The following is a 22,144-nucleotide window of genomic DNA, read 5'->3' as shown; positions in this document are numbered from 1 at the left end:
TCCGTGATGAGCAGAAGAAAGGACAGAAACGCATGACGCCGCCCATGCTGGACATCGAACACTTGGGCAAGAGGTATGCGCCCGGCCTGCCCCCCGTGCTGGAGGAGCTGAACCTGCAGATGGAGGCGGGGGAACTGGTGACCTTGCTGGGCCCGAGCGGCTGCGGAAAGACGACCACGCTGCGGCTGATCGCCGGTCTGGAGACGCCCGACACCGGGCGCATTCGCCTGGGTGGGCGCGACGTCACCTCGCCCTTCCTGCCCCCCGAGCGCCGGGGAGTAGGACTGGTGTTTCAGGACTACGCGCTGTTTCCGCACCTGACGGTTTTGGGCAACGTCTGCTTCGGCCTGCACGCCCTTCCGCGTGCCGAGCGTGTGATCCGGGCCCGCGAGACCCTCGCGCTCGTGGGCCTGACGGTGTTCGAACACCGCTACCCGCACCAGCTCTCGGGGGGGCAGCAGCAGCGGGTGGCCCTGGCGCGGGCCCTCGCGCCGCGACCTCCGCTGCTGCTGCTCGACGAGCCCTTTTCCAACCTGGACGCAGGGCTGCGTCATGCGACGCGGCAGGAGGTGCGCGCGATCCTGCGCCGAAGCGGCACCGCTGCCCTCCTGGTCACGCACGACCAGGAAGAGGCGCTCGCCTTTTCTGATCGCCTGGTGGTGATGCGGGGCGGGCGAGTCGAACAGGTCGGCCCGCCGCACGAGGTCTACGCACAGCCCCGAACGGCCTTTGTGGCGAACTTCCTGGGCCGCAGCAACCTGCTCTCGGGCACGGCGGGAGGCCGGCACGCCCGCACCGCCCTGGGCGACCTGCTCCTTGCGGAGCCCGCACACGGCCCGGTCCTGGTGAGCGTGCGCCCCGAGCACCTCGCCTTTGCCCGCCCCGGCGAGGACGGCGTGCCCGTCACCATCCTCGCGCGCGAGTACAAGGGCCACGACGTGACCTACACCGTGCGGCTGGGCCAGCAGGAACTCCTGGTCCACGACGCCGCTGGCACGTTCTGGCCCGAGGGAACGGAAGCGCGCGTACGGGTGACCCAGGCCGCCCGCGCGGTACGTTAGCTCGCGCCGGGACAAAGCTCCTTGCCTCTCTCCCTATTCGTAAGTATCTCCTCACTTATGCCGCGCCCCCGTACCATCACCGATGAGCAGATCGTAGAGGCCGCGCGGCGGGTCTTTTTGGAACAGGGGTTTTCGGCCACAACGGCCGAGATCGCACGCCGCGCTGGGGTCTCGGAGGGCACCCTCTTTAAGCGCTTTGCCACCAAGGAAGATCTCTTTGAGGAGGCGGTGGGCCTGCGCGACTACGCTGCCTGGCGCGGCGAGCTGCCCGGGCTTGTGGGCGAGGGGGACGTGCGGCGCAACCTGGAACGCGCGGCGCTGCGCTTTCTGGAGGCCGCCGCGCGAATCGTGCCCAGCCTGATGCTGATCTTCTCGCGGGGGCACGCTCCCGACCACAATCCGATGCTTCAGCGCCTGGGAAATCCGGTTCGTCAGGACGCCGACGCCCTGGCGGCCTACCTCCGGGCCGAGGTGGCGCTGGGACGAGTGCGGCCGGTGGATGCAGACGTGACCGCCCTGCTGCTGATGGGGAGCCTCACCCACTACGTCCACCGTGAGCTGATGACCCCCGAAGCGGGCCGCGAACCGCTGGACGCCGGGCGCTTCGTCCGCGGGCTGCTCGACGTGCTGTGGCCCGGCCTGGAACCCTAGAGCACAACCCCGCGTATGCCTGCCCGTAAGGAAGTCCGCACTCGCGAATAAACGCTCTTCTGCGCCCTGAGGTGGCCTATGAATTCTTCTCCCTCTGCTCTGCTGCTTGTGCTCACGCTGCTGGCCCTGCCGGGCGCGGCGGCCCAGGTGACCGCCCCGGTGCCCGTGCAGACGCCCGCACCCCTCACGCTGACAAGCACGCTGGAGCGCCTGCGTGAGAGCCCCGGCTGGCGCAGCGCGGACCTCCAGTACCGCAGCGCCCAGCTCGCCCTGGACCGGGCGCGTGCCCGTGCGGGCCTGAACGTCACGGCAAGCGCGGACGCCGCCGCCGTCAAGCTTCCCCTGGGCGAGGGCAGCTTCACCGTCACCCCCACGCTGACCGTGCAGGCCTCCGCGAGCGTTCTGCCTTGGTCCCCCGCGCTGGAAGGTGTGCGGAGTGCCGAGCGCGCGGCGAGCCGCGCTGCCCTGGACCTGCGGTCTGCCCGGCTCAGCCTCGTCGTGAACGCGGTGCAGGCGTACTGGACCGCTCGCAATGCCGCCGCGAACCAGGCGTTGGCAGAGGCCCAACTGGCCCTTGCGGCTCGGCAGCTTGGGGTTGCCCAGGCCCAGCGCGCGGCGGGCATGCTGGCTCCCGAGGCGCTGCTCGCGCGGGAAGGAGCTCTGGAGGACGCGCGGGCGGCACAGCGTCAGGCCCGCCTGGAAGTGGACCTCGCCGCGCGGGGGCTCGCCAACCTGCTGGGCCAGCCCGTCACCCTCCCCACCGACGCCGCCGCCTTTGGTCCCCTGCCCGCGGTGCCCGCCCCACCCGGCCCCCTCGAAAGCCTCGTGGCCCGCGCCCTCGCCGCGCGACCGGAGGTGACCCGCGCAGAGAACGACCTGGCCGACGCGCAGGCGCAGCTGCGGTCCGCACAGCTCGACGCCCGGCTTCCCGATGTGACGGCCAGCGTTCAGTACGGCCAACTGGGAAGCACCCAAACCTCGGCGGGGCGGGTGGTCGGCGGCAGCCTGAACCTGAAAGCAGGCGTGCTCGCGGCCCAGGCCAGTTTCCCGCTGCGGGACCCCGGCGAGCGGCCGACAGGGCTGGCCCTTGGCCTCAGCGGCAGCTTCCCGGTGGTGGGTGGGGAAAAGGGCGCGGTTCTCGCCGCCGCCGAGGTGGGCGTAGAGCTCGCGCAGCTCGCGCTGGAGACGGCGCGGCAGAGCGTGGACCTGGAAGTGCGGCAGCGCGCCGCGGACCTTGCGCGTGCCCTAGACAGCCTGGACAGCGGGCGGAGCGCCCTTGCCCGCGCCCAGGCCGCCCTCACGACTGCGCAAGCCCGGCTGTCGGCAGGGCTGGCCACCGAGCTGGACGTGGAGGCGGCCAAGCTTGGCGTTCAACAGGCGGGACTGGCGGTGGAGCGTGCCACCGTGCAGGCCCACCTCGCCTCGCTGCGGCTCGCGCAGGCGACCGGCGAACTCGACCCGACCCTTCTCGTCACCCCTATCCCGGAGGCCCGTCCATGAACCCACTCTTCCTCACCCTGGCCCTCACCCTGGTCTCGCCCGTCGCCGCCGCGCAGACCGTAAGCCTCACGCTGCCGGACGCCGTAAGCCGCGCGCTCGCCGGTGGCCCCGACGTGACGACCGCCCGCGCCAACCTCCAAAAGGCGCAGGCGAATGCCCGGGCCGTCCGCGCCGATCCCAGCGCGATCATCACCACCCTCACCCAGGCCGAGCAGGGCCTTCAGGCCGCCGAAGCCACCCTGGCGGGCACCAAACTGAATGTCGCGCAGACCGTGATCAACCAGTACCTCGCCGCCTCTGAGGCCGCTGGGCGCGTTGCCCTGAACGAGGCACAGGTGCGGCTCGACGAGCGCAACCTTCAGATCGCCCGAGCCCGCCTGCAGGCGCGCGTTGCCACCCAGCTCGACGTGAACCGCGCCCAGACCAGCCTCAGTCAGAACCGCCAGGAGCTCGCCGACGCCCGCGCGCAGCTCCCGGTGCTCGAAGCGCAGCTCGCCCGCACGCTGGGGCTGAACGTGGGGACCAACCTGCGCCTCGCCGCGCCGCCCACCCCCCCCAAGCTCAGCGTGGCCTTGACCGCCCTTCAGTCAGGGCTGGAACAACGCCTGCCCACACTTGTTCAGGCCGCGCAGGCCGTGGAGTTCGCCGCCCTTCAGGTGCGCCTCTCCGACAACGACTACACCCCGGCCCGCACCCTCCAGGATGCCCGAACGGCGCTCGACAACGCCCGCCGTGACCTAGAGAGCGCGCAGCGGGGCGCGAGCACCCAGGTGCGTGACGCCTACCGCGCCGTGCAGGACGCACAGGAGCGGGTGAACATCGCCCGGCAGAGCCTCACCAACGCACAGACTGCCCTCACGCAGGCACAGGCTCGCCTCAGGGCGGGGACCGCTGCCGCCGTGGAGGTGCAGCAGGCGCAGGTGCAGGCGCAGCAGGCCCAGTTCAGCCTCACCCAGGCACAAAACGGCGTTTGGCGCGCGCTCGCCGCGCTTTCTGTCGCCTCCGGAACCGACGTGACGGGGCTGGTCCAGTGAGGAGGGGGGCTGCCTCGCACGGGCTGGCCCTGGCCCTCACCGTCCTGCTGCTTGCCGCCTGCTCGCCCAAGAGCGGTGGAGAGCCCCAGAACGCGGCCTCGCCCCCCACCCGCAACGACCTGGACGCCGCACCGGCCAAAACGACGGCGCTCACCGTGCGGACCATTCCCGCTCGGGCAGGCACACTCACCGTAACGCGTACCGCGGCGGCCACCCTGCGCGCCGACCGCGACAGCAACGTCGCTGCCCAGGCGAGCGGCACCGTGACCGCGATCCTGGCCGGGGAGGGCGAGCGGGTGCGGGCCGGGCAGGTGGTGGTGCAGCTCGACGATACGGCGCAGCGGCAGGCGCTGGAAAATGCCCGGTTGCAGCTGCGGCAAGCGCAGATCAATCTGGAACAGACCCGCACGAACACGGCGCAGGGCACCGCCGCGCTGGAAGCCGCTGTGCGGGCGGCCGAGGCAAACCTCCAGAAGGCGCGGCAGGACGCTGCCAGTGCCGAGAGCCTCTACGCGCTGGGTGGAATCAGCCAAGCAGACCTCACTGCCGCCCGAAGTGCGCTCGCCCAGGCAGAAAGCGGGCTGGTGCAGGCCCGCAACAACCTCGCGCAAAACGGGCGGAGTGGGCAGGGCAGCGTGGCCCTGCTGGAGGCACAGCGGCAAAGCGCACAGGCGGGCGTGCGCCAGGCCGAAGAAAACCTGGCCCGAACGCGCGTGAAGGCCCCCTTTGCAGGCGTGATCGCGTCGCTGGCGGTGGAAGTCGGCGAGTTCGCCTCCCAGGGCAGCCCGGTCTTTCGCCTGGTGGACGAGGGGAGCGTCAAGGCCACCTTCAACGTGCCGCCCGGAGACGCTGCGGTCTTTCAGCCGGGCACCCGACTCAACCTCGACTACGGCGGTGAAACCTACGTCGCCACTGTGCAGGACGCGAGCGGCGTGGCGGGCAGTGACCGGCTGGTCCCCGTGACCGCGCGGGTGCAGGGCGGCGGCAAACTGCCGGTGGGCGGCACCGCTCAGGTCCGCTACCGCACCACGCTGGGCGGGGGCGTGCTGGTTCCCACCGCCGCGATCAGCGTGGACGGGGGGGAAAACGCGGTGTACGTCGCTCAGGACGGCGTGGCCCGCCGCGTGCCGGTGACCGTTGCCGCCGAATCGGGCGGGTGGGTCGCCGTACAGGGCCTGGAGGAGGGGGCCCGCGTCATCTCCCCCGTTCCGGCCAGCCTACAGGACGGGGCGAGCGTCCGCGTGGGCGGAGGAGACCAGTCATGAGCACCCACGACCCACCGGAGTTCTCGCTGCCGCGCGGCACCCTGCCCGACGGCACACCCGAACCCGCCGTTCACCCCGCCGTCCGCTTCAGCGTGCGCAACTACGTCTTTTCCATCGGCATCTTCCTGATGGTGGTGCTGCTGGGCCTGATCGCGTCCACCCGCCTGGGCGTGGAGCTGCTGCCCAACTTCGAGGTGCCGGTGCTCGCCGTCAGCACGAGCTACCCGGGCGCGACCCCCGACCAGGTGGACCGCGAGGTGAGCCAGAGGATCGAGGACGCGGTGAGCACGCTGGGCGGCGTGGTGGACATCAACACGACCAGTGTGAGTGGACAGTCGGCGGTGGTGATCACCTTTGCGGACGGCACCGATATCGACGCGGCGGCCAACAGCGTCTCGCAGGCCGTGGCCGCCATCCGCGCCACCCTCCCCAGCGGCAGCGACGCCCCGGTCGTGCAGAAGTTCGACCCCAACGCCACGCCCATCCTCACGCTCGCGCTGCTGGGCGGCTCGGCGCGCACGGCAGACGTGGTGGCCTACGCCGAAGACACCCTGGTCCCCCGCCTGCAACGCGTCGAGGGGGTAGCCGATGTGAGCGTGACGGGCGGCCCCGAGCGGCAGGTGCAGGTGCTGCTCGACCCCGCTCGCCTCCAGGCGTACAACCTCTCCCCCGCCCGCGTCACGGCAGCGATCCAGGCTTCGGCCCTCGACCTGCCCGCCGGGAGCCTCACCCAGGGTGGGACGACGGTGGGCTTTTCCACCCGCAATACACCCACCAGCCTCGCGGACGTGGAAAACATCGTGGTGGACCCCGCCTCCGGCCTGCGCGTGGCGGACGTCGCGAGCGTGCGGGACACCACCGCGCGGCCCACCAGCTATGCTCGGGTCAACGGGCAGCCTGCCGTGCTGCTCAATGTCCGCAAGGCGAGCGGCACAAACAGCGTGGCGGTCGCGAACGCGGTGCGGGAGGCGATGGAGACGCAGCCTCTTCCCAAGGGGTACACCCTCACGCTCGCCAGCGACACCACCACCGTCACCCGCGCGACCGTGGAGGACACCTTTCACGAATTCCTGCTCGCCGTCGCCGCCGTGGGCGTGATCGTGCTGCTGTTTCTGGGGAGGCTCAACACCGTCTTCGCGGTGATCCTCGCCATTCCCATCTCCATCAGCGCCGCGCCGCTCCTCTATAGCCTGCTGGGCTTTTCCTTCAATATCGTCTCGCTGCTCGCGATTATCGTTGCCATCGGCATCGTGGTGGATGACTCCATCGTCGTGGCGGAGAACGTGCAGCGCTACCGCGACCTGGGCTACGGCCTGCTCAGGAGCGTGCTGCTGGGCGGCTCCGAAGTCTTTTCGGCGGTCACGGCCGCCTCCTTCGCGCTGCTGGCCGTCTTGATTCCGCTCTCCTTTATGCCGGGCATCCTGGGCCAGTTCTTCAGTCAGTTCGGGTTGGGCCTGGCTGCCGCAATCACCCTGAGCTGGCTCGAAAGCCTGCTGTTCCTGACGGTGCGAATGGCCTACACCCGCGACCCTGAACCCATCGGTTGGGCCCAGGTGCCGGGCGTTCTGGCACGGCTCCCCCGCTTCTTCCACGAGGCCCTGAGCGGCGTGCGAACGCTGCCGGGCCTGCTGCTGCTCGCGCTGGCCGGAGCGGCGGGCTGGCTCCTGCTGGACCGGGCCACCCGCCTCCCAACCCCTGCCGTCGCCCTCCTCGCCGTACTGCTCGCGCCCGTGGGCCTCACGCTGGTGCGATATGGGCTCACGGTCCTGCTGGCCCTGCTCGAGGCGCTGACCGGCACCCTGCACGGCCTGACCAATCGCGCTGTGACGGGAACCGCCCGCGCCTATGCCCGCAGCGTGGGCACGGCCCTGCGGCGGCCCGGGGTGGTCATGCTGATCGCCGGGCTCTTTCTGCTGAGCGTGCCTCTCGCGCTCCGCGGCGTCGGCTTCTCCTTTGTGCCGCAGAGTGACAGCGGCATCCTGACCGTAGAGGTCGAACTCCCCGCCGGAACGGACCTCGCCCGCACGAACGCGCTCACCGCCCGCATCGAGGCGAACCTGCTGAAGCGCCCGGAGGTGCGGCTCGTCCAGACCAGCGTGGGCGCAGGGGGTGTGCTGGGCGGCACCAACGCCAACACCGCCACCCTGACCGTCACCCTGGTGGACCGGGAAGAGCGCCCCGGCATCGAGACCCTCACCGCGCGTCTCGCACGGGACCTCCAACCCCTCGCGCAGACGGTGCCCGGGGCGGAAGTCCGGGTGGCCTCGCAGCAGACCGGCCCCGGCGGAAGTTTTGACCTCAGCCTGGCGCTGACCGCACCCAACCAAGCGCTGCTCGCCGAGCGCAACCGGGAGGTGCTGCGCCTGCTGGCGGCTGACCCGAACGTCGCTACCGTGGAGAGCAGCCTCAGCGCCACCCGCCAGGAACGCAGCTTTGTGCCCGACCCCGCCCGCCTCGCCGGCAGCGGCCTCAGCGTCAGCGACGTGGCGCAGGCCCTGCGAACCTACAACGAGGGCAGCGTGAGCGGGACGCTACGCGACGCTGACCGCAGCGTAGACATTGTGGTGCGGCTGAATCCCGCCGAGGTGCAGAACGAGCAGAGTCTGCTGTCACAGACGGTGTACTCTCCTTCGCTCGGGGCAAACGTGCCGCTGGCCGAACTGGGAGACTTTCAGCTCCGGCAAGCCCCCGCCACCCTCAGTCGCCTGAACAAGGCGTACACCGCCACGCTGAACATCAATCTCGCCCCCAGGGTCAATCCCTTCGCGTACCAGGGAACGATCATCGAGAACGTGCGCCGGGCTGGCCTGCTGGAAGGCAACGTTAGCCTGGGCAACGCAAGCGCCTTTGGCAGCACCGGCCTGACCGCCGATCTGGTGTTCTATGGCCCGGTGGTGTTGGTGCTCGCCGTGCTGCTCACGTACCTGGTGCTGGGCTCACAGTTCAACTCCTTCCGCTATCCCCTCTACCTGCTGCTGCCCATCCCCCTCGCCATCGTGGGGGCGCTGTGGACGCTCAACCTCTTCGGGGTGGACCTCGATGTGATCACGGTGCTGGGCATGGTGATCCTGCTGGGCCTCTCCACCAAGAATTCCATCCTGTACCTCGAATTCGTCACCGAGCGGATGCGAACGCTTCCCCTGCGTGAGGCCCTGATCGAGGCCGCCGAGCTGCGCTTTCGCCCGATCGTGATGACCACCCTCACGGTGCTCGTGATCAGCATCCCGCTGGTGTTCGGGCAGGGCGACGGGGCAGAGTTCCGCCGGGGCCTGGGCATCGTGATCCTGGGCGGCGTGATCACCTCCACCCTGCTCACCTTCTATGTGGTGCCCAGCGTCTTCTACCAGTTCGAGCGGCGGCGCCAGTCCGCCCTACCCGCTGGTGAAACTGGCCTCGCACCCGCTGGGCACTGACCAGCCGTCCCGGTTTCCCGCCGCTCCTGCACCGACGGAGCGGCGTTTCCTTGGCCTTTCGTACAGCTTCTCTCAAGACCGCCCTCGAGAAAGCCCCCTACAATGCAGCCAAAACAGCAGCACCTTCCCGGCGACGCCCGGCGAGACACAAGGAGAGAGGAACAGGATGGACTGGCAAAACCTCCCCGGAGGGGGAAATATCGAGGACCGCCGTGGAGGGGGCTTGCCCGGCGGGGGAATCGCCGTGGGGGGCATCGGAGGACTGATTCTCGCCCTGATCGCGATGTTTTTCGGCGTCGATCCCAGTGCCGTGCTGGGCGGGAACCAGGCCCCGACTCCAGCACAGACCAGGACCGCACCCGGCGAGCAAGACATTGCCTATCAGTTCGTGGACCGCATTCTGGCCAGCACCGACCGGGTTTGGTCGGACATCTTTGCTCGGGCGGGCCGCACCTACACTGAACCGACCCTGGTGCTGTTCAGTCAGGCCGTCAACAGTGCCTGCGGACAGGCCAGCAGCGCGGTGGGGCCCTTCTACTGCCCCCTTGATCAGAAGGTGTACCTGGACACCAGCTTCTTTAGCCAGATGGACCGCCAGCTTGGTGGGGGCGGCGACTTCGCGTACTCCTACGTGATCGCCCACGAGGTGGGGCACCACGTCCAGAACGAGCTGGGCATCGCCGATCAGGTCACCCGTGCCCAGCAGCAGGCCCGCAGTGAGGCCCAGGCCAATGCCCTCAGCGTGCGCCTCGAACTTCAGGCGGACTGCTTCGCCGGTGTGTGGGGAAACCATGTCGCCGACCTCGCCAACCTCACCCAGGAGGACGTACGCGAGGCCATCAACACCGCCGCGGCGATTGGTGACGATGCCCTCCAGCGGCGGGGGCAGGGCTACGTGGTCCCCGATTCCTTTACCCACGGCACGAGTGAGCAGCGTGTGCAGTGGTTCATGACCGGCTTCCAAAGTGGCGATCCCAACCGCTGCGACACGTTTTCTGGACAGCTTTGACCCGGGGCAGCGGCGCCCTGACGGCGTGCGTGTCCACCGGTCACCCCCGACTCCCTTGGACGGTCGGGGGCTTCTCCATTGTCCTGAGGCGCAGCGCTTGCCGCCGCACCATACCGCTGCGCGTCCAACCCGTCACCGTCTGGGCCCCCGCCCGATGACGCTCATTGACATGCCGGGCTGAAGGAACACGGGCAAACGCTGAGGCGCTCCCGCACAGCAGACCAGACGCAGAGCGCAGGAGGCCACGGCACATGCCCTGCGCTCTGATCACACCTATAGGCTTGACATCGCCGGAACCGGTGTCGGGCTCGGCAGCCCCGGTGTGTCCGGATTCTCTGAGGGTGTGGGCTCGGGCATTCCCGGCAGGTCGGGGTTTGCGGGTGGGTCCATAATCGGGCCCGTATCCTCACTGCCCGGCAGCCGTTCCGGCAGGGGTGCAGGGGTGTCCGTCGGCTCGCTGGCGGGGGCTGGGGGACGGTCATAGGGTCCGGTCATCGACATACCTCCTGGTGGAATGGGAGCAGTATGCGCGGCCTAGATGCTCAGCACACGAGAGGGGGGTGAAGAAGAGTTCACAGCAGCGGCCCAACGACGTTCCGGAACAGATTCTACCGGCGTTCCTGCTCGGCTTGGCCGTACTGAATGATGCGGCGGCTTGGCAGCAGGCTGGTCATTTGGGTTGTGGGGAAGTACGGGGGGGCCAAGCCATTGAGCATCCGCTGGTCGTACGTGAAGCTGCGCTGCATCCCCGAAGTGCACTGACCGGTCCCCGAATTGAACCTCCCAAAGGGCCCGTAGGTCTTCTCGATCACGCCCCCCAAAATGTAGACCTTGCCATTACAGTCTGCTGTCGCGTAGTTCTCAACGCGGACCTGCCCCACAGAGGCCATCAACGTGGCGTGAATCCGGACGTCGCGAGGAACATTCAGGCTTCCACCCGTGTTCCCCAGACCGATCAGCACGTCGCCGCCACTACTGTAGATGCCCAGCACATTCCGCTTTACCAGGGGATCGGTCTCACAGTTCGGAACGATCACCTGCCCGTCTTCGCCCCGCCGCAGGTCACCGTCACAGGGATCATCCTCGTACTTGAGATCGCTGGCGATACGGATATCGTCCGCCGCTGCAACGGTGATCTCCGAAAACGCCGCCAGAGCCGGTGGCGCTGTCTTGGGATCGTTCGCGTTTGTACGAGCAGGAGCTGCCAGACGTGTAATCCGGCCACTCGCGTAGATCACACCGTTAAAGGCGGTAATCTCCTGACCGCTTGCGTTCCTCGCCACCCTCCAGGTATTTCCGGACTTCATGTAGAAGGTGCTGTCCTCAAAAGCCCGGTACTCGGTGCCATTGACGGTGATGGCCTGGTACTTCTTCCCGTTCTTTCCTGGAATCTCCGTCCCCGCCGTTCCCACACTCAATGTGACTGTCGCATCACCATTGATCAGGATGCCCGCCCGCTCGGCAGCGCCCTTCTGATCGTTCGAGTTGTTGGGAAGCTCAATTTCATCCGCCTCCCAGTCCACCCCACTTGTAAAGGTCGGAACCGCATTGCCGTAGGCTGGCGTAGGAGACAGGTCGGCAACGTCACGAAATGCCGTACAGGCCGGTTGCCGCCGACCACCGCAGCCGTCCGTGCGTTGAAACCAGGCTCCCCTCTGCCCCGTGTCTGTCACCCCTGAGCTCGACACTGCCCCGCCGAACCAGGGCTGGCCGTAGAATGCGAAGTTCCCATTGGTATGCACCGGTCCGTTAAAGAGCGTGTCCGAAGTGAAATAGATCTGGGCCGCCCTGTCACTCTGCTGGTGGATATCCGTAAGCAGAGCAAAGCGAGCAAAACTGCCGTTGCCCACGTCAAACTGATACTCGCCGCTGACCGTGAGCGTGCGCCGCGCCGCCCCCTTACTCGCAGCGATCACCGTTACATAGGGCAAGCTGTACGTTTGGGTGCTGTTGCGAGATCCAGAGATGAACCGGCCCACACCGATAGAAACCGTTTCGGCCACAGCGCCATCACAAGCGGGCAGCGCGCCCGTGAACGTGACTCGCACACTCAGCGTTTGCCCGCCCTCCACAGTGAAGGGACCGTAGCATCCACCACCCGGCAGGCTGTTCTGTAACTGGGCGGCGAGCGTTTGCATGTTCTGGGCCACCCGCTGGGGATCGGGGCTTGGGCTATTTTCACCCTTCGAGAACACCCAGGTACCTGCATTGCCCAGCACGTTGCGTTGTGCCAGATCCGTCACGGTGTCACTCAGCTTGGTGCCCACCGGCCCCCGCAGCAGGCTCTGCGCGAAATTGCGGCCTCCTTGCGCTAGGGCAAGGGTTTGCGCCGTTGCCACGGTGTCGCCCGTCTGCCGCAGATTCCCTACGGTGAGCTGGGTCGTGACGGCCACCACACCCAGCACCAGCACGATCAGGAAGAGTGCGGAGACAAGGGCCATGCCCTGTTCGTGTCGCGTGTTCAAAGCCATCCTACCTTCATCACGAACAACTCACCGATGTCCCCGGGGCGACATACCTCAGAGGTTTGGTCGTTAGCGTAAACAGTTTTGGGATCTCTACCGTGCTGCTTAGGGAACGTGTCAGCAGACTGCTTCCCTGCCCACGTTGCATCGTGATACTCAGCTGCACCCGCGACAAGCTGGCCGTTTCGGGCAGATCCGCAAGCGCCGTGTAGGAAGCCCCGTCCGTAGCCACGTACCGGATATTGAAGGCAGAGACATTAAAGGCCAGCGGTGTCTCAATGATGGTGGCCCTGGCCCTCACGCCCCGGAAGATCATTTTCTTAGTCGGGTTGTATGTGTACCCAACAAGACGCAGACGCTGTACCAGATTCCCGGTCGAGAAACACAAGGTATTGGGTTGGCCCGCATGACTGAGGGTGACCTTTCCATTCCCGCCGACGGAGCTCGCGGCGTTGAGGTCCAGCACGGTCGCCAGACCCTGGACCGGGTTCACAAGCAAAAACGGCGTGTCACTGTCCCAACTGAAGCCTGCGGGCGCCAGGACCTGAACGTTGTTTGCATTCGGAAAGCCGCTGCCGCTGGGGCCAACGACCGGGTGAACGCCCGTATCAGCCACCTGTGCCATGGAGATGGCGGTCGCCGTGCTCACGTAGGGCGTGTCGGTGACCATGCCGTACGCAGCATTTCGCAAGTCCTGGGTAAGAATCGCCATTGTGCGGCGCAGGCTGCTTTCTAGGCTGATTTCCCGTTCAGTGCTCGTCTGCATGCGAATAGCCGTCCTGCTGGACTCCAGTAACAATCCCAACAGGATGGCCAGAATTCCCATAGCCACCAGCAGCTCTACCAGCGTGAATCCATCAGTAGATCGTCGTCGCTTCAACGCAGCGCACCGCTCCTCTCTCGTTCCAGCAAGCCTGGGTGTTGTACGTGCGGGCCGCCACCCCCAGCAGGGATACGCCTCCAACAGCAGGATTGAAGCTCCCGTTGTTGCGAACCGTCACGCAGTAGTGGGCTCGGCCCGCAGGAGACATCAGGTACGCACTGCATCCTGTTGGAGTGCTCGTCAAGGTGACGGGTGTGGGCGGCGTGCCAGGCTGGAACACCAGAAGCTCTGAGCCACCCTCCGGGAGGGTCAACACGTGTTGCGTGATTTGGTCTGTCACCGTGGAGAGCACCTGCGTGACCCGCGTGCGGTAGGCCGCGCCGGAGTTAGAGACCATCGTGGAGATGTACACGCTCATGGCCGCGGCCATCATGACCGTGAGAATCAGCAGGGCGACCAGCACCTCCACGATGGTTAAACCGGCGCTGCGACCCTGCATCACTTCACCTCCGTCTGACCGTTGCCAGACACCAGCACCCGCCGTGAGGTCGCGCCCCGTCTCACCGCGAAGCAGGGAATATTCGTCCCGTTCTCCACACAGGTAGCCAGGGTTTCCAGACGGGTCACGAGGCCCGGAGCGGAGATGCACAGCCAGCCGGTTGGATTGGTGGTACCCGCCGGGAGATTGATTTTCCCGGACGTACTGGCAAGAGCAGGGGCAGCCGAAGCCGTCTCGCAACTGCTCAGCGTCAGACCGCTCGTGCCGGGTCCCCATTCAACGCCGCTCGTGCCGTACTTGATGACGTACAGCGCGTTGTTGGTGTTGGCCCGCGAGGCACTCTGCTGAACAGCGAGAGCAAACTCGTTCGCATAACCGGTCAACGCAAGGGCCCGGGAGGAACTATTGAAGTTGAGGGCGGCCAGTGCCGAGAGCACCGCCACAATGGCCAGCACCACCAGCAACTCCAAGAGTGTCAGACCCGATACCTGCATGAGAAAACCTCGCCCCCACTTAAGATCAGCGCGCGCCTACGGGGCTGCCGATACACCTTTGTCACCCCGCTACCCAGCCAGGATGGAAAGGGAAATCTGACAAATTTCTTTCGGGAAGGCAGCCTCACGCCCGTTGGGCTGGTCTGGACGCTGGCAGGAGGCGCGTCACGGAAACCGGTCCTCACGAGTGGTGCACTCCGTCTCATAGGGAATTCCCCAAGACACCCTCTGCGCCGGACACCGTACCCTATGCCCATGCTCGTCTCTGGCCGGGTTCAGGACCTTCTCTCGCAGGAGCGGGCGCTGCTCGCCGACCTTCAGGCGTTTCTGGAAGCGCAGGGGGCGCCGCCGGAGGCCGTAGACTACGCTCGTCAGGCCGCTCGGTCGCTGGACGAGACGTTCCTGCTCGTGGTGGTGGGTGAGTTCAATGCGGGCAAAAGCAGTTTCGTGAACGCGCTGCTGGGGTCGCCGGTGCTGCCCGAAGGGGTGACCCCCACCACCGACCGCATCTACGTTCTGGTGCATGGCGACCGCCCGGGACAGCTGGAGCCGACCCGTGACCCCTTTGTGAGCCGCCTGACCTATCCCCTCCCCAGCCTGGAAGGGGTCGCCCTGGTGGACACGCCGGGCACAAACGCGATTATCCGCCAGCACCAGGCACTGACCGAGGGCTTCTTGCCCCGTGCGGACCTGGTGCTTTTTCTGACTTCGGCAGACCGTCCCTTTACCGAGTCGGAGCGGCAGTTTCTCTCGCTGGCGGCGCGCTGGGGCCGCAGCGTCATCCTGGTCGTCAACAAGGCGGACCTGCTGGAAACGCCGGAACAGCGCGAACAGGTGCGCGAATTTGTGGAAAAGGGGGCGCGGGGTGTGCTGGGCCTGACGCCGCCCGTCTTTCTGATCAGCGCGCGGGCCGAGCAGCGGGGGGGCGACCCAGGCTTTGCCGCCCTGCGCGAGGTCCTGAAAACGCGCCTGTCAGAAACCGAGCGCACCCGCCTCAAGCTGCAAAACCCGCTGAACACAGCGGCCGAAATTCTGGGCGCTGAGGAGGCTCGTGCCGAGGCCGCACGCCGAACGCTGGCCGAGGACCTGCGTGTGTTGCACGACCTCGAAGCGCAGCGCGAGCGTCACCGTGAGACGATGCTGGGCGAACTCGACGGACAGCTTAACCGTGTGGCTCGCCTCCTCAGCGAGTTCGAGGTGCGCGCCGACCGCTTTATCGATCACCAGCTGCGCTTTTCTAACCTGCGCGGCCTGATGAACAGCCGCGAGCTGGAAGAGCAGTTTCGGCGCGAGGCGGTCGCAGAACTTCCCGAAGCGATCGACCGACAGTTTGGCAGCATGATTGACCGCTTTGTGGAGGCCAATCTGCACTTTTGGGAGGACGTGCAGGCTTTTTTGATTCGCCGCCAGCCCAGTTCGGAGATCGCGCGCACCCGCTTCTCCTACGACCGGGCCGCGCTGCTTGAAGGCATCGCGGGCAGCGCCCGGCAGCACCTGGAAACCACCACCGAGCAGGACCTCGCCCGGCAGCTCTCGCGGGACGCCGAGGACGCGCTCAAGGGCGCCGTGGGTGGCCTGGCGGGCGGCATCGGCATCGGGGCTACACTAGGGGCCCTGATAGGAGCCTCTGCCGTAGACTTCACGGGCGGCATCCTGGCCGGGCTCACCCTGGGCAGCCTGGGCCTGTTTGTCCTGCCCAACAAGCGCATCCAGGCACACCGCCAGCTGCGCCGCAAGGTTGCCGAGCTGCGCGAGGCGCTGGAGCGCATCATCCGCCGCGAGTACGAGCGCGAGCAGGAACGGGCCGACCAACGCCTGCAAGACGCCCTCAGCCCCTACACGCAGTTTACTGAGCAGGAGCAGGCCCGCCTGACGCAGGCCCAGGCGCGGGCTGCCGAACTGCGAGCGCGCCTAGATGCGCTGCGCAACGACGTTCGGACCTGGAGCACACAGGCCGGCAGCACTTGACAAAAGGGGCCCAAGTCCGTAGCATTCTTTTCGCCCTTCACCCTGCTCGGGTGGCGGAATTGGTAGACGCGCACGTTTGAGGGGCGTGTAGGTTTCCTGTGTGGGTTCAAGTCCCATCCCGAGCACCACAAGGCCGTAAGCCCAGCGCTTGCGGCGTTTTTGTTGCCTGCTGGCGGGGGCGCTCCTCTGGCACGCCCTGCCCGAAAGTGCTATAGTTCGCCCTGCATTGCTGGCGCAGCGCAGCGGGGACGCCTGAACCTGGTCAGGGCCGGAAGGCAGCAGCCATAAGGGATGATCCTCGGGTGCCGCTGCTTCCCGGCAATGCTTTTTGTTTGTTTGCCCCGCCGGGCGTGCGCGGCGGTGCGGCCAAGCTTCAGGGATGTTAAGGTGAGCTACGGCGGCCGCAGCGGCCGCACATCCCCCTTCCACCCGCGTCCCGCGAGACGCCCCGTGCTCGGCACGGTAAGCCCGCCCGAGAGGCGGCGATGGAGGCCCCTCATGCAAAGTCACGCGCAACCCTCGAGCGTCTTCCCGCCTGCTTTCCGGGAGACGCTCGCCCTACTTTTCTCTGTAGGAGTCCTGGCATGAAGCTTGAGCAGCGCTACGAAGGCAAGGCGAAAAAGGTCTACGCGACCGAGAATCCCCTGGAATACGTGGTGGAGTACAAAGACGACGCGACCGCCTTTAATGGGGTCAAACGGGCCCAGATCAGGGGGAAGGGCGCCATCAACAACGCGATCACCGCCCATCTCTTTCCCCTGCTCGAACAGGCCGGGATTCCCACCCACTTTCTGGAAAAGCTCTCGGAACGCGAGCAGCGGGTGCGGGCCGTCACGATCATTCCCGTCGAGGTGATTGTGCGCAACGTGGCCGCCGGAAGCTTTGCCAAGAGGCTGGGGCTGGAGGAAGGCACGCCGCTTGCGCGCCCCGTCGTCGAATACTGCCTCAAGTCCGACGCGCTCGGTGACCCGCTGATCAACACCGACACGGCGGTCGCGCTGGGCTGGGCGAGCCCAGAGGACCTGGCACGCCTGCGCGAACTCGCGCTGCGGACCCGCGATGTTCTCACGCCGTACTTTGCCGAGCGCGGCATCCGCCTCATCGACTTCAAGCTGGAGTTTGGCCGCACCCACGACGGCACGATCGTCCTGGCCGACGAGATCAGCCCCGATACCTGCCGCTTCTGGGACATGGCGACGGGCGAGAAGCTCGACAAAGACCGCTTCCGCCGTGACCTCGGCGGGGTCGAGGAGGCCTACGCGCAGATGCTCTCGCGCGTGACGGGAGGAGGGGGACAGGATGTGGCTTGAGGGCTGACCGCCTTCCCTCTTTCCCGCTTTTCCGCGCCACCCCTCCCCAATTCCCGAGGTTGCCATGCCCACCTATCACGCCAAAGTCATTGTGACCCTCAAGCCGTCCATCCTTGATCCCCAGGGCCGCACCGTCGAGCGGGCCCTGTCCCATCTCGACCACGCCAATGTGTCGGGGGTGCGGGTCGGAAAGTACATCGAACTCACGCTGACGGGCGAGCGTGCGGACGTGGAGCGCCAACTGGCTGAGCTCGTTGAACAGGTCCTCAGCAACCCCGTGATGGAAAACGCCCGCTGGGAGTTGGAAGAGGCCCAATGAAAACCGCCGTCATCCAGTTTCCCGGCTCCAACTGCGACGCGGACGCCCTGCATGCCGCCCGCCTGACCCTGGACCCGGACGCGCAGTTCGTGTGGCACACCGAGGCGGGGCTGCCGCAGGGCACCGACCTGGTGTTCTTGCCGGGGGGCTTTTCCTACGGGGATCACCTCCGAAGCGGCGCGATCGCCGCCCGCAGCCCCATCATGGCCGCGGTCAAAGAACATGCCGAGCGGGGCGGCTACGTCTTGGGCGTGTGTAACGGCTTTCAGGTGCTCACCGAGGCGGGGCTTTTGCCCGGCGCGCTCTCGCGCAACCGCGACCTGCACTTTCGCTGCGCGCCCGTGCATCTGCGGGTGGAAAACGCGCACACGGCCTTTACGGCGGCGTACCAGCCCGGGCAGATCATCGAAATTCCCATCGCGCACGGCGAGGGCAACTACTACGCCGACCCCGAGACGGTCGCCCGGCTGGAGACCGAGGGCCGGGTGGTCTTTCGCTACCTGGATAACCCCAACGGTTCACTCAACGACATCGCGGGCATTGTGAATGAAAGGGGCAATGTGCTGGGCATGATGCCGCACCCCGAACGAGCTGTAGAAGAACTTTTGGGCAGCGTGGACGGCAGAGGACTCTTTGCGAGCCTGAAGGGGGCGTGGCCCGCATGACCGGGACCTCTTCCCTGCGGAACCGGGCCGCCACCTTTGGCCTGACCACCGAGGAATTCGATCTCGCTGCCGAGCGGCTAGGACGCGAACCCAACGCGCTGGAAGCCGCCATCATCGGGGCGATGTGGTCCGAGCACTGCGGCTACAAGAACTCGCGGCCCCTCTTCCGCGCCTTTCCCACGACCGGGCCGCAGGTGCTGCAAGGCCCCGGCGAGAACGCGGGCGTGGTGGACATCGGGGAGGGCTGGGCTGTGGCCTTTAAGATGGAGAGCCATAACCACCCCTCGGCGGTGGAACCCGTGCAGGGCGCCGCGACCGGCGTGGGCGGCATCCTGCGCGACATCTTCGCGATGGGCGCGCGGCCCTTTGCCGTGCTCGACTCCCTCAGGTTCGGCAACCCCGACTCTCCCCGCACCCGCTTCCTGCTCAATGGCGTGGTGGAGGGCATCGCCCACTACGGCAACGCGGTCGGCGTGCCCACCGTGGGCGGCGAGGTGACCTTTCACCCCTCCTATCAGGAAAACCCGCTTGTCAACGTGATGGCCCTGGGCCTGCTGAGGCACGAGGACCTGGCGAAGGGCACGATGGGCGCGGCAGGCAACCAGATCGTGTACGTCGGCTCGAAGACCGGGCGGGACGGGCTGGGCGGCGCCGTGTTCTCCTCGGCGGACCTCAGCGCCGCCAGCCAGGCGGACCGCCCCGCCGTGCAGGTGGGCGACCCCTTTATGGAAAAGCTGCTGCTGGAGGCCACCCTGGAGGCGATTCAGGCCGGGCTGGTGGCGGGCGTGCAGGACATGGGTGCAGCGGGCCTGGTGTCCTCGACCTGCGAGATGGCCTACCGCGCGAATCTCGGCATCACCATGAACCTCGATCTGGTCCCCACCCGCGAAGAAGGCATGGTGCCCATGGAGCTGTGCCTCTCCGAGTCGCAGGAACGCATGATCCTGGTGCCGGTGCCGGGGCGAGAACAGGAGCTGCTCGACCTTCTCGCCCGGTGGGAACTCGACGTGGTGACGATCGGGGAGGTGGAGGCCCATGACCGCTACCGCCTGACGTGGCGGGGCGAGGTGGTCTGCGACCTCCCCGTCGCCCTGCTCAACGAGGCACCCAAGTACACCCGTGAGGGCGTGGAGTCGGCAGAGATCCGAGCCAAACGCGAACGGGACCTGAGAGGCGTCCCCGTTCCCGGCGACCTGGGCGCAGTGCTTGTCGAGCTGCTCTCGCACCCCACGATTGCCTCCAAACGCCCGATTTTTGAACGCTACGACCATCAGGTGATGACGAACACCGTGGTGGTTCCGGGAGCTGCCGACGCCGCCGTGCTGCGCGTGAAAGGGAGCCGCATGGGGGTGGCCGCGACGAGCGACTGCAACCCCCGCTTCGTGTACCTCGACCCGTACAAGGGAGCTGCCGCCGCCGTCGCGGAAGCCGCGCGCAACCTCGCCTGTGTGGGGGCGACGCCGCTCGCGATCACCGACAACCTCAACTTCGGAAACCCGCACAACCCCGAGGTGTACTACCAGCTCCAGCAGGCTGTGGCGGGCATCGCGGATGCCTGCCGCGCGCTGAATACGCCGGTCACGGGCGGCAACGTGAGCCTGTATAACCAGTACACCGAGGGTGATCACAAGGTCGCCATTCACCCCACGCCCACGATCGGTATGGTCGGCGTGCTGCCCGACGTGAACGCGCGGGCTACCCTGGGCCTCAAGCCAGGACCGCACACCCTCTACCTGCTGGGCGAGCACGCGACCACCCTCGGAGCCTCGCAGTACCTCGAAACGGTGCACGGCCTGGAGGCGGGACAGGTGCCCGACCTTGACCTAGCGCTGGAAGGGCGCGTGATCGCGGGGACGCTGGCCCTGATCCGCGCCGGGCTGACCGCTACCGCGCACGACTGCTCGGAAGGCGGCCTCGCCGTGGCGCTGGCCGAGATGGCGATTGCGGGCGAACAGGGGCTCAAGGTGGAGCTGCAGGCCCCGGCAGGGGTGCGCCCGGACGCCCTGCTGTTTGGCGAAGCCCACAGCCGAGTGATCGTGGCGGTTCCTCTGGGTCACGAGCAGGCGGCGCAGGAGCTGCTCGACCGCCTGGAGGTTCCCTATACCGCCCTGGGAGAAAGCGGCGTGGGGGGTGACCGGGTCACCATTTCTGTAACGGGGGCGAACGTACAGTTGAGCGTGAACCTCCAGACCCTGAAGACCGCCTTTGAAACGCCGCTGCGGGAGATCCTGGGATGATCTTCGATCCAGCCACCGACAAGCCGCAGGACGAGTGCGGGGTGTTTGGCCTGTACTCGCCGCAGCCCAACGACCTGGCGTGGCTGACGTACCTGGGCCTTTTCGCCCTCCAGCACCGCGGGCAGGAGGCGGCGGGCATGTGCGTCTCCGACGGAGACAAATTCCATGTGGACAAGGATCTGGGCCTGGTCACGCAGGTCTTTGATGAGCGGCGGCTCGACGGCCTGCGCCTCCCGAACGCCCGCGTCAGCATCGGCCACGTGCGCTACTCCACCACCGGCTCCAACCTGCGCTTCAATGCCCAGCCCCTCACCACCCGCACGAACAAGGGCATTCTGGGCCTGGCGCACAACGGCAACTTCGTGAATGCCCGCGAGGTGCGAAACACGATGCTGATGGAAGGGGCCCTCTTTCAGACCACCAATGACAGCGAAGTGATGCTTAACCTCATCGCGCGCGAGGCCCACCTGGACCTTATCGAGGCCACGGCTGCCGCGATGAGGAAACTCCGGGGCGGCTACGCCTGCGTGCTGATGAGTCGCCATCAGCTCCTCGGCTTCCGCGACCCGCACGGCGTCCGGCCCCTGGTGATCGGGCAGCGGGAGGACGGCGCCTGGGTGCTGGCCTCCGAGCCCTGCGCCCTGTACGCGGTCGGCGCCCGCCTCCTCCGCGACGTGCAGCCCGGCGAACTCGTGTGGTTCGATCGGGAGGGGCTGCACTCGCTGATGGTGGAACCGCAACACCCCACCCCCTGCTCCTTCGAGTGGATCTACTTCGCCCGCAGTGACGGCGCGCTGGACGGCGTGGACATCCACGAGAGCCGCATTCGGATGGGGATGCAGCTTGCCCGCGAGAAGCCGGTGGACGCTGACATCGTGGTGCCGGTTCCCGATTCCGGCATCGGCGCAGCCATCGGCTACGCCCGCGAAAGCGGCATTGTGTTCGACTACGGCCTGTACAAGAACCCCTACGCGGGCCGCACCTTTATCGCCCCCACCCAGGAGGCGCGCGAGCTCAAGGTCAAGATGAAGCTCTCGCCCACGAGTGCCGTGCGCGGCAAGCGCGTCGTGCTGATCGATGACTCCATCGTGCGCGGCACCACCAGCCGCCAGATCGTGAACCTGCTGCGCGAGGCGGGCGCCACCGAAGTTCACTTTCGGGTGTCTAGCCCGCCCATCACGCACCCGTGCTTCTACGGCATCGACACCGCTGCCCGCAAGGAGCTCGTCGCGAGCACGCACACGGTCGAGGAAATCCGCGAGCTGATCGGCGCGGACACCCTCGCCTTTATCAGCGAGCGCGGCCTGCGCGAGGCGATCGGCGGTCCCGGCCTGTGCTCGGCGTGCTTCACCGGGGACTACCCGGCGGGAACGCCGCTGCTGAGCGACGTGGACAAGCTCGCGCTGGAAGTCTAAGCCCGCCTGCCGAGAC

Annotated in this window: 18 protein-coding genes, 1 tRNA gene and 1 other RNA gene; 15 read left to right on the top strand and 5 right to left on the bottom strand. The window is 67.2% G+C overall.

The window, feature by feature from the left end; genetic code table 11:
• Positions 1-32 precede the first annotated feature (32 nt).
• The 7 genes from EI73_RS10375 (at position 33) to EI73_RS10345 (ending at position 9,933) form a co-directional block, all read left to right on the top strand.
• Positions 33-1,061 (top strand): ABC transporter ATP-binding protein, encoded by a 1,029-nt coding sequence (locus EI73_RS10375; RefSeq protein ID WP_034386511.1) that lies wholly within the window; start codon positions 33-35, stop codon positions 1,059-1,061.
• 57 nt (positions 1,062-1,118) lie between these two features.
• Positions 1,119-1,712 carry a TetR/AcrR family transcriptional regulator gene (locus tag EI73_RS10370; protein ID WP_034386508.1) on the top strand — a complete coding sequence of 198 codons (594 nt, stop codon included), beginning with the start codon at positions 1,119-1,121 and terminating at the stop codon, positions 1,710-1,712.
• A gap of 78 nt (positions 1,713-1,790) precedes the next feature.
• Positions 1,791-3,212: a TolC family protein gene (locus EI73_RS10365; protein ID WP_034386506.1), complete on the top strand. Its 1,422-nt coding sequence runs from the start codon at positions 1,791-1,793 to the stop codon at positions 3,210-3,212.
• A complete protein-coding gene (locus tag EI73_RS10360) occupies positions 3,209-4,246 on the top strand; it encodes a TolC family protein (protein WP_051935486.1) in 1,038 nt (345 codons plus the stop codon). Before EI73_RS10365 ends, EI73_RS10360 begins: the two co-directional genes overlap by 4 nt.
• On the top strand, positions 4,243-5,511 hold the full coding sequence (locus EI73_RS10355) for an efflux RND transporter periplasmic adaptor subunit (protein WP_034386505.1): 1,269 nt from the start codon (positions 4,243-4,245) through the stop codon (positions 5,509-5,511). Before EI73_RS10360 ends, EI73_RS10355 begins: the two co-directional genes overlap by 4 nt.
• Entirely contained in the window at positions 5,508-8,924 is a 3,417-nt protein-coding gene (locus tag EI73_RS10350) for an efflux RND transporter permease subunit (RefSeq protein ID WP_081909005.1), read from the top strand. The genes EI73_RS10355 and EI73_RS10350 overlap by 4 nt, the downstream gene beginning before the upstream one ends.
• 166 nt (positions 8,925-9,090) lie before the next feature.
• Complete coding sequence (locus EI73_RS10345) at positions 9,091-9,933, top strand: neutral zinc metallopeptidase (RefSeq protein ID WP_034386503.1); 843 nt, start codon at positions 9,091-9,093, stop codon at positions 9,931-9,933.
• A 273-nt stretch (positions 9,934-10,206) separates the two neighbouring features.
• On the opposite strand, the gene EI73_RS15950 is transcribed toward EI73_RS10345, so the two are convergent.
• From EI73_RS15950 to EI73_RS10325, 5 genes are all read right to left on the bottom strand, one after another.
• On the bottom strand, positions 10,207-10,428 hold the full coding sequence (locus EI73_RS15950; RefSeq protein WP_081909004.1) for a hypothetical protein: 222 nt from the start codon (positions 10,426-10,428) through the stop codon (positions 10,207-10,209).
• A 113-nt stretch (positions 10,429-10,541) separates the two neighbouring features.
• On the bottom strand, positions 10,542-12,404 hold the full coding sequence (locus tag EI73_RS10340) for a DUF4900 domain-containing protein (protein ID WP_034386501.1): 1,863 nt from the start codon (positions 12,402-12,404) through the stop codon (positions 10,542-10,544).
• Between the two features lie 10 nt (positions 12,405-12,414).
• The gene (locus tag EI73_RS10335; protein WP_197050757.1) at positions 12,415-13,278 is read right to left on the bottom strand and encodes a prepilin-type N-terminal cleavage/methylation domain-containing protein; all 864 of its coding nucleotides are present in this window, start codon (positions 13,276-13,278) and stop codon (positions 12,415-12,417) included.
• Entirely contained in the window at positions 13,256-13,720 is a 465-nt protein-coding gene (locus tag EI73_RS16325) for a prepilin-type N-terminal cleavage/methylation domain-containing protein (RefSeq protein ID WP_034386498.1), read from the bottom strand. Before EI73_RS16325 ends, EI73_RS10335 begins: the two co-directional genes overlap by 23 nt.
• A complete protein-coding gene (locus tag EI73_RS10325; protein WP_034386496.1) occupies positions 13,720-14,214 on the bottom strand; it encodes a prepilin-type N-terminal cleavage/methylation domain-containing protein in 495 nt (164 codons plus the stop codon). Before EI73_RS10325 ends, EI73_RS16325 begins: the two co-directional genes overlap by 1 nt.
• Before the next feature lie 255 nt (positions 14,215-14,469).
• On the opposite strand from EI73_RS10325, the gene EI73_RS10320 reads away from it, so the two are divergent.
• The 8 genes from EI73_RS10320 (at position 14,470) to purF (ending at position 22,128) form a co-directional block, all read left to right on the top strand.
• A complete protein-coding gene (locus EI73_RS10320) occupies positions 14,470-16,182 on the top strand; it encodes a dynamin family protein (RefSeq protein WP_034386494.1) in 1,713 nt (570 codons plus the stop codon).
• Between the two features lie 44 nt (positions 16,183-16,226).
• Positions 16,227-16,310: transfer RNA gene (locus tag EI73_RS10315), tRNA-Leu, on the top strand.
• Between the two features lie 98 nt (positions 16,311-16,408).
• An RNA gene (ffs, locus tag EI73_RS15945) (signal recognition particle sRNA small type) lies at positions 16,409-16,507 on the top strand.
• A 259-nt stretch (positions 16,508-16,766) separates the two neighbouring features.
• Positions 16,767-17,492: a phosphoribosylaminoimidazolesuccinocarboxamide synthase gene (gene purC, locus EI73_RS10310; protein ID WP_034386492.1), complete on the top strand. Its 726-nt coding sequence runs from the start codon at positions 16,767-16,769 to the stop codon at positions 17,490-17,492.
• A 64-nt stretch (positions 17,493-17,556) separates the two neighbouring features.
• Complete coding sequence (purS, locus tag EI73_RS10305) at positions 17,557-17,811, top strand: phosphoribosylformylglycinamidine synthase subunit PurS (protein WP_034386490.1); 255 nt, start codon at positions 17,557-17,559, stop codon at positions 17,809-17,811.
• Positions 17,808-18,476 (top strand): phosphoribosylformylglycinamidine synthase subunit PurQ, encoded by a 669-nt coding sequence (gene purQ, locus EI73_RS10300; protein WP_034386488.1) that lies wholly within the window; start codon positions 17,808-17,810, stop codon positions 18,474-18,476. The genes purS and purQ overlap by 4 nt, the downstream gene beginning before the upstream one ends.
• Complete coding sequence (purL, locus tag EI73_RS10295; protein ID WP_034388086.1) at positions 18,473-20,713, top strand: phosphoribosylformylglycinamidine synthase subunit PurL; 2,241 nt, start codon at positions 18,473-18,475, stop codon at positions 20,711-20,713. Before purQ ends, purL begins: the two co-directional genes overlap by 4 nt.
• Positions 20,710-22,128: an amidophosphoribosyltransferase gene (gene purF / locus EI73_RS10290; RefSeq protein ID WP_034386486.1), complete on the top strand. Its 1,419-nt coding sequence runs from the start codon at positions 20,710-20,712 to the stop codon at positions 22,126-22,128. Before purL ends, purF begins: the two co-directional genes overlap by 4 nt.
• Positions 22,129-22,144 lie beyond the last annotated feature (16 nt).

The organism is Deinococcus sp. YIM 77859, assembly GCF_000745175.1.
GTDB lineage: Bacteria > Deinococcota > Deinococci > Deinococcales > Deinococcaceae > Deinococcus.
This window is presented reverse-complemented; position numbering and strand designations above follow the sequence as displayed.

Excerpts from the sequence above, each read along its gene's own strand:
- purS (WP_034386490.1), top strand. The coding sequence starts at position 17,557 with ATGCCCACCTATCACGCCAAAGTCATTGTGACCCTCAAGCCGTCCATC.
- EI73_RS16325 (WP_034386498.1), bottom strand. The coding sequence starts at position 13,720 with ATGCAGGGTCGCAGCGCCGGTTTAACCATCGTGGAGGTGCTGGTCGCC.
- purC (WP_034386492.1), top strand. The coding sequence starts at position 16,767 with ATGAAGCTTGAGCAGCGCTACGAAGGCAAGGCGAAAAAGGTCTACGCG.
- EI73_RS10320 (WP_034386494.1), top strand. The coding sequence starts at position 14,470 with ATGCTCGTCTCTGGCCGGGTTCAGGACCTTCTCTCGCAGGAGCGGGCG.
- EI73_RS10370 (WP_034386508.1), top strand. The coding sequence starts at position 1,119 with ATGCCGCGCCCCCGTACCATCACCGATGAGCAGATCGTAGAGGCCGCG.
- EI73_RS10325 (WP_034386496.1), bottom strand. The coding sequence starts at position 14,214 with ATGCAGGTATCGGGTCTGACACTCTTGGAGTTGCTGGTGGTGCTGGCC.
- EI73_RS10350 (WP_081909005.1), top strand. The coding sequence starts at position 5,508 with ATGAGCACCCACGACCCACCGGAGTTCTCGCTGCCGCGCGGCACCCTG.
- EI73_RS10340 (WP_034386501.1), bottom strand. The coding sequence starts at position 12,404 with ATGGCTTTGAACACGCGACACGAACAGGGCATGGCCCTTGTCTCCGCA.
- EI73_RS15950 (WP_081909004.1), bottom strand. The coding sequence starts at position 10,428 with ATGACCGGACCCTATGACCGTCCCCCAGCCCCCGCCAGCGAGCCGACG.
- EI73_RS10360 (WP_051935486.1), top strand. The coding sequence starts at position 3,209 with ATGAACCCACTCTTCCTCACCCTGGCCCTCACCCTGGTCTCGCCCGTC.
- purQ (WP_034386488.1), top strand. The coding sequence starts at position 17,808 with ATGAAAACCGCCGTCATCCAGTTTCCCGGCTCCAACTGCGACGCGGAC.
- EI73_RS10365 (WP_034386506.1), top strand. The coding sequence starts at position 1,791 with ATGAATTCTTCTCCCTCTGCTCTGCTGCTTGTGCTCACGCTGCTGGCC.
- EI73_RS10375 (WP_034386511.1), top strand. The coding sequence starts at position 33 with ATGACGCCGCCCATGCTGGACATCGAACACTTGGGCAAGAGGTATGCG.
- purL (WP_034388086.1), top strand. The coding sequence starts at position 18,473 with ATGACCGGGACCTCTTCCCTGCGGAACCGGGCCGCCACCTTTGGCCTG.
- purF (WP_034386486.1), top strand. The coding sequence starts at position 20,710 with ATGATCTTCGATCCAGCCACCGACAAGCCGCAGGACGAGTGCGGGGTG.
- EI73_RS10345 (WP_034386503.1), top strand. The coding sequence starts at position 9,091 with ATGGACTGGCAAAACCTCCCCGGAGGGGGAAATATCGAGGACCGCCGT.